Origin of the sequence: Meiothermus sp., assembly GCF_025060375.1 — a bacterium.
GTDB lineage: Bacteria > Deinococcota > Deinococci > Deinococcales > Thermaceae > Meiothermus.
This window is the reverse complement of the sequence record NZ_JANXCG010000054.1, coordinates 34498-51210: the sequence shown is the minus strand read 5'-3', so window position 1 is coordinate 51210 and position 16713 is coordinate 34498. Positions and strand designations below refer to the sequence as shown.

General features: G+C 64.3%; 18 protein-coding genes. 7 read left to right on the top strand and 11 right to left on the bottom strand.

Annotated features, from left to right (window positions below):
* The first annotated feature begins 54 nt into the window (after positions 1-54).
* The 3 genes from ndk (at position 55) to NZ849_RS06995 (ending at position 1586) form a co-directional block, all read left to right on the top strand.
* Positions 55-471, top strand: coding sequence for a nucleoside-diphosphate kinase (gene ndk / locus NZ849_RS07005; RefSeq protein ID WP_295387723.1), 417 nt, complete (start codon positions 55-57; stop codon positions 469-471).
* Positions 472-569: 98 nt separating this feature from the next.
* Positions 570-1133, top strand: a complete 564-nt coding sequence (locus NZ849_RS07000) for a YeeE/YedE thiosulfate transporter family protein (RefSeq protein ID WP_295387720.1) — start codon at positions 570-572, stop codon at positions 1131-1133.
* A gap of 3 nt (positions 1134-1136) precedes the next feature.
* Positions 1137-1586 (top strand): DUF6691 family protein, encoded by a 450-nt coding sequence (locus tag NZ849_RS06995; RefSeq protein WP_295405605.1) that lies wholly within the window; start codon positions 1137-1139, stop codon positions 1584-1586.
* On the opposite strand, the gene NZ849_RS06990 is transcribed toward NZ849_RS06995, so the two are convergent.
* On the bottom strand, positions 1583-2257 hold the full coding sequence (locus NZ849_RS06990; RefSeq protein ID WP_295387714.1) for a class I SAM-dependent methyltransferase: 675 nt from the start codon (positions 2255-2257) through the stop codon (positions 1583-1585). The two genes, NZ849_RS06995 and NZ849_RS06990, sit on opposite strands and share 4 nt — an antisense overlap.
* Positions 2238-3428, bottom strand: coding sequence for an anion transporter (locus tag NZ849_RS06985; protein ID WP_295387712.1), 1191 nt, complete (start codon positions 3426-3428; stop codon positions 2238-2240). The genes NZ849_RS06990 and NZ849_RS06985 overlap by 20 nt, the downstream gene beginning before the upstream one ends.
* 117 nt (positions 3429-3545) lie before the next feature.
* Between NZ849_RS06985 and NZ849_RS06980 the strand changes: the two genes are divergently transcribed.
* A complete protein-coding gene (locus tag NZ849_RS06980) occupies positions 3546-4769 on the top strand; it encodes a potassium/proton antiporter (RefSeq protein ID WP_295387707.1) in 1224 nt (407 codons plus the stop codon).
* A gap of 25 nt (positions 4770-4794) precedes the next feature.
* Here NZ849_RS06980 and NZ849_RS06975 read toward each other — a convergent pair whose 3' ends face one another.
* Positions 4795-6318 (bottom strand): NFACT family protein, encoded by a 1524-nt coding sequence (locus NZ849_RS06975; RefSeq protein ID WP_295387703.1) that lies wholly within the window; start codon positions 6316-6318, stop codon positions 4795-4797.
* A gap of 30 nt (positions 6319-6348) precedes the next feature.
* The gene (locus NZ849_RS06970; protein ID WP_295387700.1) at positions 6349-8007 is read right to left on the bottom strand and encodes a hypothetical protein; all 1659 of its coding nucleotides are present in this window, start codon (positions 8005-8007) and stop codon (positions 6349-6351) included.
* A gap of 59 nt (positions 8008-8066) precedes the next feature.
* On the opposite strand from NZ849_RS06970, the gene NZ849_RS06965 reads away from it, so the two are divergent.
* On the top strand, positions 8067-8702 hold the full coding sequence (locus tag NZ849_RS06965; protein ID WP_295387698.1) for a CBS and ACT domain-containing protein: 636 nt from the start codon (positions 8067-8069) through the stop codon (positions 8700-8702).
* A complete protein-coding gene (locus NZ849_RS06960) occupies positions 8699-9835 on the top strand; it encodes an acetoin utilization protein AcuC (protein WP_295387695.1) in 1137 nt (378 codons plus the stop codon). The genes NZ849_RS06965 and NZ849_RS06960 overlap by 4 nt, the downstream gene beginning before the upstream one ends.
* A gap of 102 nt (positions 9836-9937) precedes the next feature.
* Here the strand turns inward: NZ849_RS06960 and prmC are convergent, their stop codons facing one another.
* From prmC to NZ849_RS06925, 7 genes are all read right to left on the bottom strand, one after another.
* Positions 9938-10774, bottom strand: a complete 837-nt coding sequence (gene prmC / locus NZ849_RS06955) for a peptide chain release factor N(5)-glutamine methyltransferase (protein WP_295405603.1) — start codon at positions 10772-10774, stop codon at positions 9938-9940.
* A 7-nt stretch (positions 10775-10781) separates the two neighbouring features.
* Positions 10782-11384, bottom strand: coding sequence for a R3H domain-containing nucleic acid-binding protein (locus tag NZ849_RS06950; protein WP_295387688.1), 603 nt, complete (start codon positions 11382-11384; stop codon positions 10782-10784).
* A 74-nt stretch (positions 11385-11458) separates the two neighbouring features.
* The gene (locus NZ849_RS06945) at positions 11459-12835 is read right to left on the bottom strand and encodes a YidC/Oxa1 family membrane protein insertase (protein WP_295405601.1); all 1377 of its coding nucleotides are present in this window, start codon (positions 12833-12835) and stop codon (positions 11459-11461) included.
* Positions 12832-13101 (bottom strand): membrane protein insertion efficiency factor YidD, encoded by a 270-nt coding sequence (gene yidD, locus NZ849_RS06940; RefSeq protein ID WP_295387813.1) that lies wholly within the window; start codon positions 13099-13101, stop codon positions 12832-12834. The genes NZ849_RS06945 and yidD overlap by 4 nt, the downstream gene beginning before the upstream one ends.
* Before the next feature lie 37 nt (positions 13102-13138).
* Positions 13139-13471: a ribonuclease P protein component gene (gene rnpA / locus NZ849_RS06935; RefSeq protein ID WP_295387682.1), complete on the bottom strand. Its 333-nt coding sequence runs from the start codon at positions 13469-13471 to the stop codon at positions 13139-13141.
* A 46-nt stretch (positions 13472-13517) separates the two neighbouring features.
* The gene (gene rpmH, locus NZ849_RS06930; RefSeq protein WP_119358897.1) at positions 13518-13676 is read right to left on the bottom strand and encodes a 50S ribosomal protein L34; all 159 of its coding nucleotides are present in this window, start codon (positions 13674-13676) and stop codon (positions 13518-13520) included.
* Between the two features lie 83 nt (positions 13677-13759).
* Entirely contained in the window at positions 13760-14764 is a 1005-nt protein-coding gene (locus NZ849_RS06925; RefSeq protein WP_295387676.1) for a tagatose 1,6-diphosphate aldolase, read from the bottom strand.
* 88 nt (positions 14765-14852) lie between these two features.
* Between NZ849_RS06925 and NZ849_RS06920 the strand changes: the two genes are divergently transcribed.
* Positions 14853-16712, top strand: a complete 1860-nt coding sequence (locus tag NZ849_RS06920) for a phosphoenolpyruvate carboxykinase (GTP) (protein ID WP_295387673.1) — start codon at positions 14853-14855, stop codon at positions 16710-16712.
* Position 16713: the final 1 nt, after the last annotated feature.

Genomic DNA, 16713 nt, shown 5'->3' with positions numbered 1-16713 from the left:
CCCTCCCTGTGGGGAGGGCTTTTTACGTAGGGTAGTGCTAAACTCTTCTGCGGTATGGAGCGCACCTTCATCATGGTGAAGCCCGACGGCGTACGCCGCGGGCTTACCGGCGAAATCATCCAGCGAATCGAGCGCAAAGGCTTCCAGATTGTGGCCATGAAGAAGATGCGGGTCTCCCGCGAGGTAGCCGAGGCCCACTACGCTGAGCACCAGGGCAAGCCCTTCTACGAAGGGCTGGTCCGCTTCATCACCAGCGGACCGGTGGTGGCTATGGTGGTGGAGGGCCCTGGGGCCATCGCCGAGATGCGCCGCCTGATGGGGGCCACACGCCCCTGGGAGGCAGCCCCTGGCACCATCCGGGCCGATTTCGCCACCACCGTGGACGAGAACGTAATTCACGGCTCCGACGGACCGGAAAGCGCGGCCCGTGAGATTGGCATCTTCTTCAGGCCCGAGGAAATCCTGAGCTAAGCTGCCTCCCTGGGACCAACCGCCCTGCCAGTCCAGGGGGTCCCTTTTTGCGAAGCAGTTTACATTTTATGTAATCTTATCCGCCATCATGGAGAGCTATGGAGGTGTTTGGGCAACCCTGGCCCTGGTACGTGGCCGGCCCGCTCATCGGGCTTTTCGTACCGCTGCTCCTGGTCCTTGGCAACCGACGCTTTGGCATCTCCTCCTCGCTGCGGCACCTGTGTGCGGCCATGGGCAGTCGGCTGCCCCTTTTCCGCTACAACTGGCGCGCAGAGGGATGGAACCTGGCCTTTGTGCTGGGGATTGTCGGTGGGGGCTTTGTGGCAGGGGTGCTCCTACCCCACCCAGCCCCCCTCGAGCTCAACCCCCAGACCGCCGCCGCCCTGCGGCAGATGGGCCTCTCACCCGAAGACGGGTTGGTGCCTCGGGAGCTTTTCTCCTGGCAGGCGTTGCTGAACTGGAAGGGGTTCGTGTTCCTCCTGCTGGGGGGTTTCATGGTGGGCTTTGGGGCCCGCTGGGCAGGGGGTTGCACTTCCGGACACGCCATCAGTGGTCTTTCGGCCCTTCAGCCCCCCTCCCTTCTGGCTACGCTGGGCTTCTTCGCGGGAGGGCTGCTGGCCGCCCACCTGATCCTGCCCTGGGCCCTACAGGCGTTGAGGTGAGCTATGGCGCTTCCCATTCCAGACGAGTTCCCCCTTGAGGATAGCCAGCCCACGCCTTCGGCGCTGAGCCTGATCCCCTACTTCGTGGCCGGAGGATTTTTTGGCTTTTTGGCCATCCGCTCCGAGATAGCCTCCTGGTACCGCATCTACGAGATGTTCCGTTTTGAGTCGTTCCACATGTACGGCATCATCGGCAGCGCAGTGCTCACCGGAGCCCTTTGCCTAAGGCTGTTGCGGCGATGGGGGCTGGAGATGCGCCCCAGCGAGCCCGGACGCTACCGCTACCTGCTTGGAGGGCTGGTCTTTGGTCTGGGCTGGGGGCTGGTGGGGGCCTGCCCGGGCCCCATCTACGCCTTGCTCGGCAGTGGGGTAGCTGGGGCAGGGGTGGTCTTCCTGGGCGCTCTGCTGGGCACCTACGCCTACGGCTGGCTACAGCGAAGGCTGCCCCACTAGGCGCCTTCCCCCAGCAGGGCCAGGGCTTCCTCCACCCAGCGCTGCTCGAGCCAAACCCGCTCCACCAGCGGAAGGCGGCCTAGCCGCTTCCGCTGCGCCAAAAGCTCGGCCCTAAGCAGGGGGTGCTTTTGCCGGAGCAACCAGGGGCCAAAGCGGAGGGCCAGCTCGAGGGGCAGCCCAGCGTACGCTGTGCAGACCCCTGGTTCCAGGGTTAAGACAGTGTAGCGACGGAAGCCCTGGACCATTTGCTCGCGTACCAGCGCGTACCCCGCCGAAAGAGCCCAACGGCGCAGGGGCTCAGCCCCATCGTTGGGCTGCAGCACCAACCGCTGGGGCAGCCGCCCAGGGTAACGGGAAAGGATACCCACCATGCGCCTTGCCCCCATCCCACACAGGCTCACCGAGTCTGCTTCGCCCGGCTGCAGCACCGCAAAACCGTCGCCAAAGCGCACCTCCGCGTTCAGACCCGAAAGCGCCCGCCTGGCGTTCTCAAAGGGGCCTCGGTTCTTCTCCACCGCAATCACCCGCTCCACCCGGCCGCTTCGCAGAAGGTAGAGGGGCAGCTGGGCATGGTCGGTCCCTATGTCGGCGAGAACCGGCCCCACCACCTCCTCCGCCACAGCCAGCAGGCGGGGCTCCAGGAGGGGGAGGTCAGCGGTAAAGCCAGGCATAGGCCATAAGCACCGTCAGAATGGTCAGGGGTAGGCCAAAGCGCAGGTGTTCCAGGAAGCCCAGCCTGTGCCCCTCGCGCCTTGCCGCCTCGGCCACGATCAGATTGGCTACCGAACCCAAAAGGGTGAGGTTGCCGGCCAGGGTAGAGGCCGCAGCCAACAGCAGCCAGCCCTGCGTATCCCCTGGGGGTATTAGGGGGTGGAGCAGAAGCACCGCGGGCACGTTCGAGATTAGATTGGAAAGACCCACCGTGACCAGCATCAAGCTCGGAGGCGAGGAGACCAGCGGGGCCACCCTTTCCAGCAACCCCAGTTCCCGCACCGCCGCAGTCACCATGAAAAGCCCGGCGAAGAGCACCAAAAGCTCCCAGTCCACCCGGCTGAAGAAGCGTTCAGAGCGCAGGCGACGGCTCCAAAGCAAAAGCCCGGCGGCCACCAAGGCCGCCTGAGCCAGGGGATAGCCCAGTAGGAAGGCCGCCAAAAGGGCCAGAGTCACCACAACGCCCTTGAGCAAAAGAGGGCGGCTGTAGCGGAAGCGAAAAGGGGGCGGCGGAGCCAAAGGGGTCCTCGAGCGCACCGCCGGATAAAGCGTGTAAAGAAGACCCACCTGCACCAGCAAACCCAGAAGGGCCACCGGGCCCAGGGCCAGAGCAAAGTCCAGGTAGCCTATCCCGGAGAGGCTTCCGACCACGATGTTCTGGGGGTTGCCGGTCAGGGTAGCCACGCTGCCCACGTTGGTGGCCCCGGCCAAGGCCAGCAGGTAGGGCACCGGAGGTAACCCCAGGGCACGGGTCAGGGTGAGAACCAGAGGGGTGAAGAGGATGGCGATGGTGTCGTTCAGGAACAAGGCTGAAAGGATACCGGTTCCGAAGGTGAGCCAGATCAGCAAACCCAGCGGGCTGCGGGCCAAGCGGACCATCCGGTAAAGGAACAGCTGGAAAAATCCCGCATAGCCCAGGTGGGCGTTGAGCACCATCACCCCAAACAAAAAGCCCAGGGTATGGGGTTCCAATGCCCGCCATGCACCTTCAAAGTCAAGCACCCCTAGCACGATGAGCAAAGCCGCCCCTGTGATGGCGATAGCGGCCCGGTTCATGCGGTAACCAGGCCAGTACCCCAGCCCCAGGCCCAGGTAGGTCAGGAACAGCACCCCGTAGGCCAGATACTCCACCCGCTCATCTTACAGGGCCAAAAGCGGCCCCCGAAACCTAGGCAAAGGCACTTTTGTGAACCAATCCAAAGGCCACACTGGAGCTAGGGCTGGGGTTCACTGGCCATCTGAGAGGAGGTGTTTTTGCCCAAAGTTGAACTGATTCTCCTGGTTGCCGGGGTACTCCTGCTCCTGAGCGTGCTGGCTTCCAAACTGGGCGGGCGGCTCGGGATACCGGGCCTGTTGCTCTTCCTGGCCATTGGCATGCTGGCAGGCAGCGACGGGCCCGGTAGGATTTGGTTTGACAACTACCCTCTGGCTCAGTTTGTGGGCACCGTGGCCCTGGTTTTCATCCTTTACTCGGGTGGCCTCTTTACCCGCTGGACAGCGGTGCGGCCCATCCTCGGGGCCGGGCTCTCGCTGGCCACCCTGGGGGTCCTGCTCACCGCCCTGCTTACCGGGGTTTTTGCCCACTACGTCCTGGAGCTCTCCTGGCTCGAGGCCCTGCTGCTGGGTGCAATCGTTTCCAGCACCGACGCCAGCGCTGTTTTCAGTGTCCTGCGGCAACGGGCCATACGCCTGAAGAAACACATCAAGCCCTTGCTGGAGTTCGAGTCCGGCAGCAACGACCCCATGGCCATCTTCCTGACCGTGGGCCTGACCCTGCTCCTCACCCAGCCGCAGATGAGCGGCTGGCAGATTCTCCCCCTCTTCGTCCAACAGATGTCCCTGGGGCTAATCCTGGGCTACGGGCTGGGTTGGGGTTCGGTGATCCTGCTGCGGCGATTGCGGCTGGGCTTTGACGGGCTGTACGCCGTGCTGTCCATCGCCCTGATGCTGCTGGTTTTCGCAATCCCCGCGGCGCTCGGGGGCAGCGGCTTCCTGGCCGCCTATGTAGCTGGGATAGTGATAGGAAACCAGGACTTTCCCCGGAAGAAGGCCCTCCTCAGCTTTCACGAGGGCATGAGCTGGCTCATGGAGATTGGGCTTTTCCTCATCCTAGGGCTTCTGGTCTTCCCTTCCCAGCTCCCCGCGGTGGCTGTTCCGGCCCTGCTCCTCTCAGCTTTTCTTATGCTGGTGGCCCGCCCAATTGCGGTCTTCCTGAGCCTTCCCACAGCCCGCCTCGCCTGGGGTGAGAAGGCCTTTATCGCCTGGGTGGGGCTGAGAGGGGCTATCCCCATCGTCTTAGCCACCTTCCCTCTGCTGGCTGGGGTTGATGCAGCGCAAAAGATTTTCAACGTGAGCTTTTTTGTGGTGCTGGTATCCCTGCTGGTACAGGGCACCACGCTCCCCTGGGCGGCCCGGCTCTTTCAGGTGGGGGAGGACGAAGCCGCTCGGGCGGTGGCTAGGCTCGAGGCCTAAGCGCTCCCAGCCATCCGGCCATCCTCTAGCCTTGGCCACCCTCCGGCAGCAGGGCATCCACGAATAGCGTCCGGGCCTGGGTGTAAAGCACCTGGCCGGCTGCCGCCTTGCGGGGCCGCCAGACGTGTTTTTTGGGGGTATAGTCCACCGGAACGTTTTTGTCTCCCCTGGCCCTGGAATGGTAAGCTGCGAGCTGGGCGGCAAAAAGCAGGTCGGGCAGGTCGGCCGGACGACCCTGGGTGCGCAGAATTACGTGCGAACCAGGGAGGCCCTGAACGTGGAACCACAGGTCCTCCGAGTGGGCCATGCGGGTTAGGAGATCGTTCTCCTTGCTGTTGCGGCCCACCCAGACCTCGAAGCCCCCCGGGCTCCTCAGGCGCAAACCCACCTGCGGCCCCCTTTCGCGCAGCCTTCGGCTCTCTTTGCGCAGCTCCTCTCGCGACAAAGCCTCTAGGCGTGCTAGCTCAGCCTCCAGCGCAGCTATCTGCGCCTCGGTCTGGGGGAGCATCTCCAGGGCCTTCTCAGCACTGGCCTCTAGCCGCTTGGCCCGCTGGTAGAATTTGGCTGCGCTCTGAATTGGGGAAAGCCCGGGCACAAGCGGTATCTCTACCTCCTTGCCGGAAAAATCCTCCACCCGCGCCAGGGGGCCCGGAGGAATCTGGGAAGCGTAGGCCATCAGGAGGTCCCCCCACCCCCGCAGCCGCTCCGCCTCTTCCAGGCGCTCCAGTGCCTGCTGGTAGTCCAGAAGGCGGGCCTGAAGGGTCTTGCGCTCGCGCTGCAAAGCCTCCCGAAGGGGCTTGCGCAGGGCCTCGGCCTCCTCCTCCCAGATCTGCTGCAACCCGGAAGGTCCGGTCTGGCCGGCAGGTTGCGCCACCAGGCTTCGAATCCCCTCAAGAACCACCGGCAGGTGTTCGGGGGCCAGCGGGGTCTGGGGAGGAAGCTGAACCCGGCGCAGCAGCTCAGCCGCAAGCTCCTTGCCCACCCCATCCAGGTTCTTGATGAGCTGGGCCAGCGGCTGGCCCAAAAGGGGGACCAGGTCCTTCTCCTCCAGGGTGCGGGGGTCTAGCTTCTGGTAGGGAGGGGGCGGGGTGTAGCTTAGGCCAGGCCTCAGCTCGCGGTAGCGGTTGACCGCGCGGGATACGGCCCGGTCCAGTCCGAGAATGCAGCCCTCGAGGTCGCAGAGAATCAAGTTGGCGTTTCGCCCGGTGGGCTCAAAAACCAACCGGGTGGGGGCTGTGTCCACGAAGCCCCTTTCGCCCTCAAACTCCAAGAACACCACCCGGTCCAACTTGAGCTGTTCTAAGGCCAAGAGACGTCCCTTGCAGCGAACCTCCAAAAGGCGCTGAAAGGGCGTCTTGGCCTCGCCTTCTAACCGGCCGGGTTCCACAGCGAGGAGAGGGTGGGGCGGACGGTAGCGCAGCACCAGGTTGCCCACCCCCTCCAGGAGCAAGGCCGCGGTTCCCTCGTTGGGGAAGGCCCAACCCAAAGTGCGCAGGGGCAACCGCCCTACCAGGCCGCGCAATACCGCGTGGATGAAAAGGCCCTCCATACCACGGCAAGTATATTGGGCTTGACTCCCCTACCTCTCCCCCATCCGCAGGTAACCAAAACCCAGCGCCAGACCAGCTGGCACCAAGGTCACCAGCGCCAGCATCAGGAGCCAAAGGGGCCCTTCTGGGCTGGTCAGGTAGCTGTTCTGGCGCTCTACCAAGGCCAGATAGACCGGGCGGCTGGCCAAAAGCACCAGCGCCCCTGCATGCAGAAGGCTCAGGGCCATGTACAAAAACCCGCCGGTGCTTAGGGGAACTTCCGCAGGACTGGGGGCGTCAAACTTGGGGTAGGCTGCGCCCAAACCTACCCCTAGACCGGCCGTAGCCAGGGCCGAGGCCAGGGCCAAAAGCAGGGAAAGCTGGGTCAGGTTGGCGTCCAGCCCCAAGACCCTGGGCGATAGGTAGCCCAGGGCCAGCCCCAGGGGCAGCAGGAAAAAAAGGGCCAGGGCAAAGCGGGTGAGGAGCAGGGTTTGCTTGGAGAGCGGTCCGGTCTGGAGTAGCCAGTAGCTGGGCCCCTCGAGGCTCAAAAGAGGGTAGGCCAGCCGCACCCCAACCCCCCCAATCACAAACCCCTGAAAGGCCAGGTGCATAAACCCCGCCACAAGTTGGAAACGCACCTCCCCCAGGGGCAGGTACTGCAGACTGGTGGTGTAGAGGAGCACCAAAACCCCCACCAAGACGAGTTGAGCGGCCTGGTTGGCGTCGCGGAAGAAAAGGCGCAGGTCGCGGGCCCACAACGCACCCACCACCCCCGACATGGCCCAGCGGTCAAGGAGCCCCGGCCGCTGCATGCCCCGCTCCCGCACCGACCCCTCCAGGGCCCGAACCCAGCCCTGCTGGTAGGCGTAGCCAGCTAGCAGGCCCACCAGGACCAAAAGCCCCCCTGAAAGCACGAGGAGCAACCCAAAAGCCTCCACCACCTCCCCCCGGCCCAACCCCTTTAGGGCCTGCTGGGCTAGGGAGGAGGGCAAAAGGGGTGCTGTAGGGTCGCGGAAGGTTTCCAAAAAGCGGTCCAGCTCCTCAGGGTTGGAGAAATCGGTTTTGAAGAGCAGCTCAGGCCTCAGGGCGCGCAGCAGAAAAATCAAGGCCCCACCCAGCACCGCCCCCACCGCGGCCGCCCACTCCCGGGCCCGGCCAGCTGGAGCGTAGCGCACCAAGGGCAGAGCCAGCCCTACCCCCAAAGCCACCGGAAAGGCGAAGAGGGCGAGCGCAACCCCCACCGCCCCTACAAAAAAGACCGGTGGGGCGCCGTAGTGCAGGCCGTAGGCAAAGAGCACCGGCAGCAGGAGTAGGGTGGGCCACAACGCGGTAACCGCAAAAACCTCGCCCACCTTGAACAAAAAAACCCGGAGCGCACTCTGCGGCAGAGCCAGGTGCAGGGGTAGGTCCTCCGACGCATAGAGAACCGAAACCGCGTTGGGCAAAGCGGAGAGGACAACCGCACTGGAGAGCACCAGGAGCAGGCTTCCCAAAAGCCGGTCTACCAGCACATCGCGGGCAAAAGCCGCCGCCAGGCGGTTCAAAAACGCGCTACTGCCAAAAATCTCGTTGCTGAGAAAATTCAAAAACCAGCTCGTACCCCAGCCCACCCCAAAGGCCAGCCCCACCCCCAAGAAAAAGCCCAGAAGGGCCACGGGGGGATTTTGGCGAAAACCGTTCCACAGAAGGCGCAGGCGTAGGGCAAGCATCGGCCTTAGTCTAAGCAGCCCCCCAGCACCCTTCCAACGGGTGGTTTAGACTAGGGCAAATGCTGGTCAAAGACGTGATGAATAGCCCGGTCCTAACGGTAGAGGCTGGGGCAAGCCTGGAGGAAGCCTACCGGATCATGCTAGAGCACAACATCCGGCACATTCCGGTTACCGCAGAGGGCCGGCTGGTGGGGATGATCACCGATCGGGACATTCGGCTGGCCACCAGCCCCCTCTCGGCCAAGGGGGCCCGGTCCACCCAGACCCCGGTGGGCGAGGCAATGAGCCAGCCGGTGATCACCGGCCATCCCCTCGACCCTGTGGAGGAGGCCGCCCGGACTATGCGGGAGCGCAAAATTGGCGCCCTGCCTATTCTGGAGGGAGAACGCATTGTGGGCATCGTAACCGGAATCGACCTCCTGGACGCCTTGCTGCGCCTGACCGGGGTGAGCAAGCCCAGCGGGCGGCTCGAGGTCACCCTGCCCGACAAACCTGGGGAACTGGCCCAGCTCTGCGCCGAGTTGGCCCGCAGGAACATCAACATCCACTCCCTGCTCAGCTACCCCTTGGACGCAACCCAGGTCAACAGCGTGGTGCGGGTGAGCACGCTGGAGGTGCGCAAGCTCGCCCAGGAGTTGCGCCACCAGGGGTTCTCAGTCCGGTGGCCTCCCGAGATGCCGGGCAAGGGCTTATGAGCGTGCCGGTGGTCTACACCCCTCATTACCTGGACTACAACTTCGGGCCCCAGCACCCCTTCAGCCCGCTGCGCCTGGTGATGCTGCTCGAGCTGCTGGAGCACCTGGGGCATCCTCCCAGGCCTACCGAGCCCAGCCCGGCCACACGGGAGGAAGTGCGCACGGTTCACCTGGAGTCCTTCGTGCGGCGAGTGGAGGCGGCCAGCCGGGGGGAGGTCTCCCCTGGCTTTGAGCACTACGGCCTGGGCACCGCCGACACCCCCATCTTCCCCGGCATGGACGAGGCGGCCCGCTGGCTGGTGGGGGGCACCCTGAGCGCCGCCCGGATGGTTGCCCAGGGGCAGGCTAGGGAGGTCCTGCAGCTTGGGGGTGGGCTCCACCACGCGCAAAGGGACCTGGCAGCGGGCTTTTGCGTGTACAACGACCTCTCGGTGGCCATCCGATACCTTACCCACCAGGGCCTGCGGGTAGCCTACGTGGATATCGACGTCCACCATGGCGATGGGGTTCAGTGGATTCACTACGATGAAGCCGAGGTGCTCACCTTCTCCATCCACGAGTCGGGGCGCTACCTCTACCCCGGCACCGGCCATATCCACGAGATAGGGAAGGCCCAAGGCACCGGCCGCAAGCTCAACCTCCCCCTGGAGCCCTTCACCGAGGACGGCTCCTACCTAGAGGTGCTTCAGATGAGCCTCGAGCCCGCCCTGCGCTGGTTCCGCCCCGATGTGATGGTGATCCAGTGTGGCGCCGACGCTCACTATCAAGACCCTCTGGCGGAAATCCTGCTCTCTACCCGGGCCTACGCCAAAATCTTCCACCTACTCCGCCAGTACGTGGCCGAGTTCGCCCAAGGGCGGGCTATTTACACCCTAGGCGGAGGGTACAGCCTGGACGCCACCACCCGGGTCTGGGCGCTGCTGTACCTCCTGCTGCAGGGCCTGCCCCTGCCCGAACGCCTACCGGAGACCTGGCTGCGCCGCTGGGGCCTCCAGCTTGGGCGGGAGCTCACCCCCACGCTCCACGACCCGCCCAGCCCCTACCCAGAAATCCCCCGCCGGGCCGAGATCGAGCAGCGGAATCGCCAGGTGGCTGAACGGCTTTTAGAAGCGGTCCGCCCCTACTGGAAGTGAGGGACACAGATGCACCAAAGGGGCAGTTCCCCTGGGTTCCGGGCCCACAGCGAGACCAAGGAGTGGCGGGCGACCCCGCTTCCACCACCAGGCCTGCAAGACTCATGGCCCATCCCCCCACCGCGCCACCAGGTAACGGGGCCTTCCGGCCAGGTCGCGTTCCACCCGCACTGCCCGCCAACCCCGGGCCGCCGCCTCCTCCGCCAAAACGCCCACGTTCTCTGGGGCCAGCTCGAGCAAGAGCCACCCCCCCCGGCGCAGGGCCACCTCCGCCTCCCGAAGCAAGGGTCGGGCTACCCCCAGCCCGTCCGGGCCTGCATAGAGCGCGGCCCCGTCCTCGTAGGTCAGCTCAGCCGGGGCCTCCTCCCGGTAGGCCTCGGGCAGGTAGGGAGGGTTGGAGACCAGCAGGTCCAGGTTGTTCAAGCCGCCGGTAAAGGGGGCTTCCAGAAGGGCGACCTCGAGCCCCAGCCGCCGGGCGTTCCTTCGGGCCAGCGCCAGGGCCTTGGGGTTCAGATCGGTGGCCCACACGAAGGCTTCAGGACGCCTGGCCTTGAGGGCCAGGGCGATCGCCCCGCTGCCGGTGCCCACATCCAGCACCCGGGAGGCTGCCCTCTCCGGAAGGTAGCCCAGGGCCAGCTCCACCAGGCCCTCGGTTTCTGGACGGGGGATGAACACCCCGGGGGCCACCTCGAGCCTAAGCCCAAAGAACTCCGTCTCTCCCAGCAAAAGCTGCAGGGGTACCCCCTGCAGGCGCCGCTCCAGCATACCCCAGACCACCTCGGCCACCCCACCAGGCACCGGCTGCTGGAGGTTCCGGATCAGCTCGCTGGCCTCCAGCCCCGAAGCCCGCTCCAGCATCCAGCGGGCCTCCGCGGGGGGCTTCCCGTGGACCTCCAGCTGCCTTTGAAGGGCCCTCAAAAGCGTCAGGTAGCTCTCCACGGGGTGCTTAGGGCTCCTCCGATGAGCCGCCGGCCCCAACCCGGGGCATCACCACCACGTGCCGGGCTTCCCCTTCCCCAACCGAGGTGGTGGTCACCTTGGGGTGCTGCTTGAGCAGGACGTGGACAATGCGCCGCTCGCTTGGGCGCATAGGGGGCAGCTCCACCGGCTGCCCGCTCATCTCCACCCGCAGCGCGGCGTCTGTGGCCAGCCGACGGATGCGCTCCTCGTTGCGGCGGCGGTAGCCCGCGGCGTCCAGCACCACCCGGTAGGCCGAGCCAAAGTGCTTGACCATGACCACGTTGGTGAGAAACTCCAGGCTCTGCAGCGTTCTTCCCTCACGGCCAATCACCCGCCCCGAATCACCCCCCAAGATCTCCACCCTAAAGAGGTTCTCCTGCCGCTGGACATCCACCGAGTAGGCGGGGTCTAAGCGCAACAGCAATCCCACCAGGAAGTTCTCCAGGACGCCCTTGGGGTCCTCCTGGGAAAGGGCCGGGGCCACAATGGGGCCCTCCTCCTCCCTTGGCACGACCTCGGGGGCGGCTTCGTCCTCCTCAATCCCCAGGTCGGACAGCAAGTCGTCAAGTCCACGCTTCTTGTCATCCATACGCAATCGCCTTATAGCTTACCAGGGAAAAACAAGCCCCCGGGGGCCGGGGGCGAAAAGGCTTTAGCCCCACCCTACCCTTTGGCCGGGGCCAGGGGCAGGCCCAGCTGTTTGTTGATGAGCCACTGCTGCCCCACCCCTATCAGCGTGGAGACGAGCCAGTACAGGGTAACCCCAGCCGGGAAGCTGAAGAGGATGAAGGCAAAGACCAGGTTGATGAGAATTCCCTGGCGCAGGGCGTCCTTGTTCCCAGCCGCCGAAAGCCAGGTAGAAGCCAAAAGCACGAGGATGTACAAGAAGGGCAGGATGTAGAGGGGATCGGGCAGGGCTAGGTCGCGAATCCACAAAAACCCCTGGCCAAACTCGTACCCCACCATCACCTTGTACATGAGGAAGAGGATGGGCATCTGCAGGAGGATGGGGAAGCAGCCCCCTAGGGGATTGATCCTGTGCTCCTGGTAGAGCTTCATCATCTCCTCCTGCTGCTTCTCCCTGTTGTCCTTGTACTTCTCCTGGATTTTCTTTATGAGGGGCTGGATCTTCTGCATCTCGGCGATGCTCTTGAACTGCTGGTGCATCAGAGGCCACATCAGAAGGCGGATGGCCACGGTCACAATCAGAATGGCCAGAATCCAGCTCCCCCCGGCCAGCCGATGGGCCTGCTCCAGGGCCCAGATGAGCCCCAGCGAGACCTGGCCCCAGATGTTGGGCTGGAAAACCCCAGGGAGCTGGTAAAACCCCTCCACGTGCAGGCGAACCAGCTCGTTCAGACCACCGTATACCTTCAGGCTGAACCTGCCCGGCGGGAGGCTCACCTCGGCGATGCCCGCCCCGTTGAGCTGGGTCATGCTGATGGGGGTGGGCTCCTGGGGTCTGAGGAACATCGCAAAACCAGAGCTCTTTTGGGTCTGCCAGCCCACATAGACCGCAGGCCCTTGCCCTGCGTTGATGGGCTGGGCGTTGCCCTGACCAAGCCACTTGGTGATGGGGGTATCGGTGCCCCCAATGCCGGTCCAGATGAGCTTGCGGGGGGTGGGGCTTTCCACCTCCACGTCCAGGGTTAGGAAGCGGGGGTGGATGATGTAGGTGAGGCGGGTAGAGCCATCGGTAAACGTGGCGATGAAATCGGCATCAGGGTTGCTCGCCTCACGCCGGGTAAATTCGAAGGCGGTGGGCACAAAGCCCTCGAGGGTGCCCGGAAGGGTCTGCCCCGGACGGACCAGGTTGTGGGCCCGCTCGTAGTTGCCCCTGAAGTCGGTGGCGCGGGCGGTCTTGACATACCAGCCCACAATCTGACCCCGCAGGTTGAAAGCCACATCAGCCAGGTTGGTAACCGCCACCTTCTCGGGCCTGCCGTCTTTATCCACGTCCACTTCCCGCCACTCGGGGGTGAGGGCCAGAACCGGGGCCAGGGCAAAAAAGACCAAACTCATCCAAAACCAAGGTCTCATCCAGATGCTCCTTTTTTTCGCACCCCAAGGAGGCTCCAGCGAACCCTAGGGGGCTCCTCGGGCACGCGGTCTATTCCCCCCGGGTGCAGCGGATGGCATTTGAGGATGCGCCTCACGCTCAAATAGAGACCCCAGAATGGGCCGTGGCGCTCAAGGGCCTCCAGGGCGTAGTGGCTGCAGGTAGGGTAGAAGCGACAGGTAGGGGGCTTCAGGGGGGAGAGGTAGCGCTGGTAGAAGCGCACCCCCCCCACCAAAAACCGCCTCAAGGCTACCGCCACCCGAGCCCCTACCCCCATACCCGTGCTATTGTACCAGTCCGCTCTTCTTCAGAGCATGGCCCAGGTCGCGCAGCAAATCCCAGTAGGAAGCCTCCACCGCTTCTGGCTGCACCCAGACGACCATCTCTGAAGGCGGAAGGTGCATCTTCCGGAGAATCTCCCGCAAACGGCGGCGGATCCTGTTCCGCACCGTGGCCTTCTTGGAAACCTTGCTCGAGACCACAATACCCACCCGCACCGGGTTGTGGGCGGTAGGCCGCAAGGGCAGCCAGCGGAGCACCAGGTACTTCCCGCGCCCCACCCGCCCCCCGCGCAGGCGTTGGAAGGCCTTTTCCCCCTTGAGCGAAGAGAAGGGCATGGTAAAAAACTCCCCAAAACTGGGGAGCCTCCGCGTTGCCCCAGGCCTAGCGCCGAAGCTGGGGCTCGCTGCTCACGGTGAGCTTGTGGCGGCCTTTGGCGCGGCGGCGAGCCAGCACCTTGCGGCCACCGGCGGTCTTCATTCGGGCACGAAAACCATGGGTCTTGGCCCGCTTACGCTTGTTGGGCTGCCAAGTGCGCTTCATCGGATTCCTCCAGGCGTATGGTCCTGCCGGGCCGAGCCGGGCAACCCCCGCAGTCTAGCACAAACCCCCAAAGGCGAAAAGCCTCAGGCCAAAGCCGCCTCCGGGCTGCCGTAAACCGTCCACCAGGGCTTGGCCCCCTTGGCCAGCACAGCGTTGAGCATCTGGATGTTCTTCACCCCCTGGTCGGACAGCCAGTCCTCCAGGGCTGCCAGGCCCTTCTGGGCGTAGACAGGGATACCATCCTGCCAGGTGGCCCGCCCGCAAAGTACCCCGCTGTAGGGCACTCCGGCTTCGGCGGCCATCTCCAGCGACTCCCGGAAGACCGCATCGCTCACCCCAGCGGAGAGGTAGATGAAGGGCTTGCCCGCGGCGCTTGCGGTGTCCTTCAGGAACTGCAAGGCTTGGGTGCGGGTGTACGCGGCCTCCCCCTTGAAGCCCAGGGTACCGCTGGTGTAGGCGATGTTGAAGGGAAACTCCACCTTGAGCACATCCACCCCGTAGCGGTCCTTGGAGAATTCCTCCATGTACTTGGCCACATAGCGAGGCTTGGCCTTGGCCATCTCCAGCCCCTCGCCCAACCGGTCGTCGTAAGCGATGGGCTCGAGGAAAAAAGGCATCTCCAGCGCGGCGCACTCTGCTCCCACCCGCTCAACAAAAGCGTGCTTTATGGCGTTGATCTTCGGATCGTCCTCGGGGTTGTAGTACAGAAGAATTTTGACGGCATCCCCACCCAGCTCCCGAATGCGCCGCACGCTCAGGTCGGGGAGAAGGTCAGGCAGCCTCCCGGGCACGCTGGTGTCGTACCCCGACTTCTCGTAGGCCAGCAAAACCCCGGTGCGGGGGGCTTTGTGCTTGAGGGCCGGCAGGCCGTATTCGGTGTCGATCAGGATCGCCGAGGCATAGGGGGTTAGGATTTTGACCACCGCGGTCTTGAACTCGGTCAGCTCAGCATCGCTGACCTCGGCCCCCTTAGCCTTGGCAATGGCCTTGCGCAGCGAGCCCCGCTGATCCATGGCGGCGGCAGCGATTACCCCTCTTTCATCCGCACAAGCCTGTATCCGCTGGTACTTGCCCTGGCTTAGCTTCATAGCGGTCCTCCGCCCCTAAGTCTACCTCAACGGGGCTCAACAGAGCGCTTGTGCAAGAACCACCCCCAGCCTTTAGAGTTAATGAGGCATGCAGAACCTCGAGTTCCCCCCCTACATCCGAAACGAGCGGGCCAGGCGGTGGATCGCCGAGGCGGTGGCCCTGTGCAAACCCGACGCGGTACACTTCTGCGATGGCTCGCAGGAGGAGTACGACGCGCTATGCGAGCAGCTCGTAGCGGCGGGCACCTTTATCCGCCTAAACCCCAAGCTGCGCCCAGGCAGCTTCCTAGCCCGCACCGACCCCAGCGATGTGGCCCGGGTAGAGGACCGCACCTTCATCTGCTCCCTAAATAAGGAGGACGCCGGCCCCACCAACAACTGGGTCAGCCCCAAGGAGATGAAGGCCACCCTTCTGGAGCTCTTTGATGGCTGCATGCGAGGCCGCACCATGTACGTGGTGCCCTTTAGCATGGGGCCGCTGGGCTCGCCCATCAGTTATATCGGCATAGAAATCACCGACTCGGCCTACGTCGTGGTCAACATGAAGATCATGACCCGGATGGGCAAGGCGGTCTACGATGTGCTGGGGGAGGACGGCGATTTTGTGCCCTGCATGCACAGTGTGGGAATGCCCTTGGCGCCGGGCCAAAAGGACGTTCCCTGGCCCTGCAACCCCAAGGTCAAGTACATCGTGCACTTCCCGGAGGAACGCAGCATCTGGAGCTACGGCTCCGGATACGGGGGCAACGCCCTCCTGGGTAAAAAGGCCCTCGCTTTGCGCATTGCCAGCGTTATTGGGCGCGACGAGGGCTGGCTGGCCGAGCATATGCTCATCCTAGGGGTGCAGGACCCCAAGGGCCACAAAACCTACGTGGCGGCGGCCTTCCCTTCGGCCTGCGGCAAGACCAACTTCGCCATGCTGGTCCCGCCCAAGCCCTTCCAGGAGGAGGGCTGGCGGGTCACCACGGTGGGCGACGACATCGCCTGGATTAAGCCCGGTCCCGACGGACGTCTTTACGCTATCAATCCCGAGGCGGGTTACTTTGGGGTGGCCCCCGGGACCTCCTACGCCACCAACCCCAACGCCATGGAAACCATCCGGGCCAACACCATCTTTACCAACGTGGCCCTCACCCCCGAGGGGGACGTGTGGTGGGAGGGCATGGACGGACCCCCGCCGGCCAGGGCCATCGACTGGCAGGGCAACGAGTGGACACCCGACTGTGGCCGAAAAGCCGCCCACCCCAACGGGCGCTTCACCGCTCCGGCCCACCAAAACCCAGCGATTGACCCCGAGTGGGACAACCCCAGGGGCGTGCCCATAAAAGCCTTTATCTTTGGTGGTCGGCGGGCCACAGTGGTCCCTCTCGTCTACCAAAGCTTCAACTGGTCGTTCGGGGTGTACCTGGGGGCCACCATGGGCTCCGAGATGACGGCGGCAGCTTTCGGGCAGATTGGCGAGGTGAGGCGCGACCCCTTTGCCATGCTGCCCTTCATCGGCTACCACATGGCCAGCTACTTCAACCACTGGCTGGACATAGGCCGGCGGGTGGTAGACCCCCCGCGCATCTTCAGCGTGAACTGGTTCCGCAAGGACAAGGACGGAAACTACTTGTGGCCCGGCTACGGCGAAAACATGCGGGTGCTGAAGTGGATTGTGGAGCGGGCCAACGGTCGGGGCTACGCCACGGAGAGCCCCTTGGGCTATGTGCCGCGCTACGAGGACCTGGACTGGCGGGGGCTTGATTTCAGCAAGGAGCAGTTCCAGGAGCTGATGACCATAGACCGCGATCTGTGGCTCAGGGAAATACTCTCCCACGAGGAACTCTTCATCAAGCTCTACACCCGGATGCCAAAAGAGTTCCTGGCCATGCGGGAGATTCTCATCTCCAACCTATGGCGCTCCCCCGAGCACTGGGACGTGGGGGGTGAGGGGAACAACCCCTAGG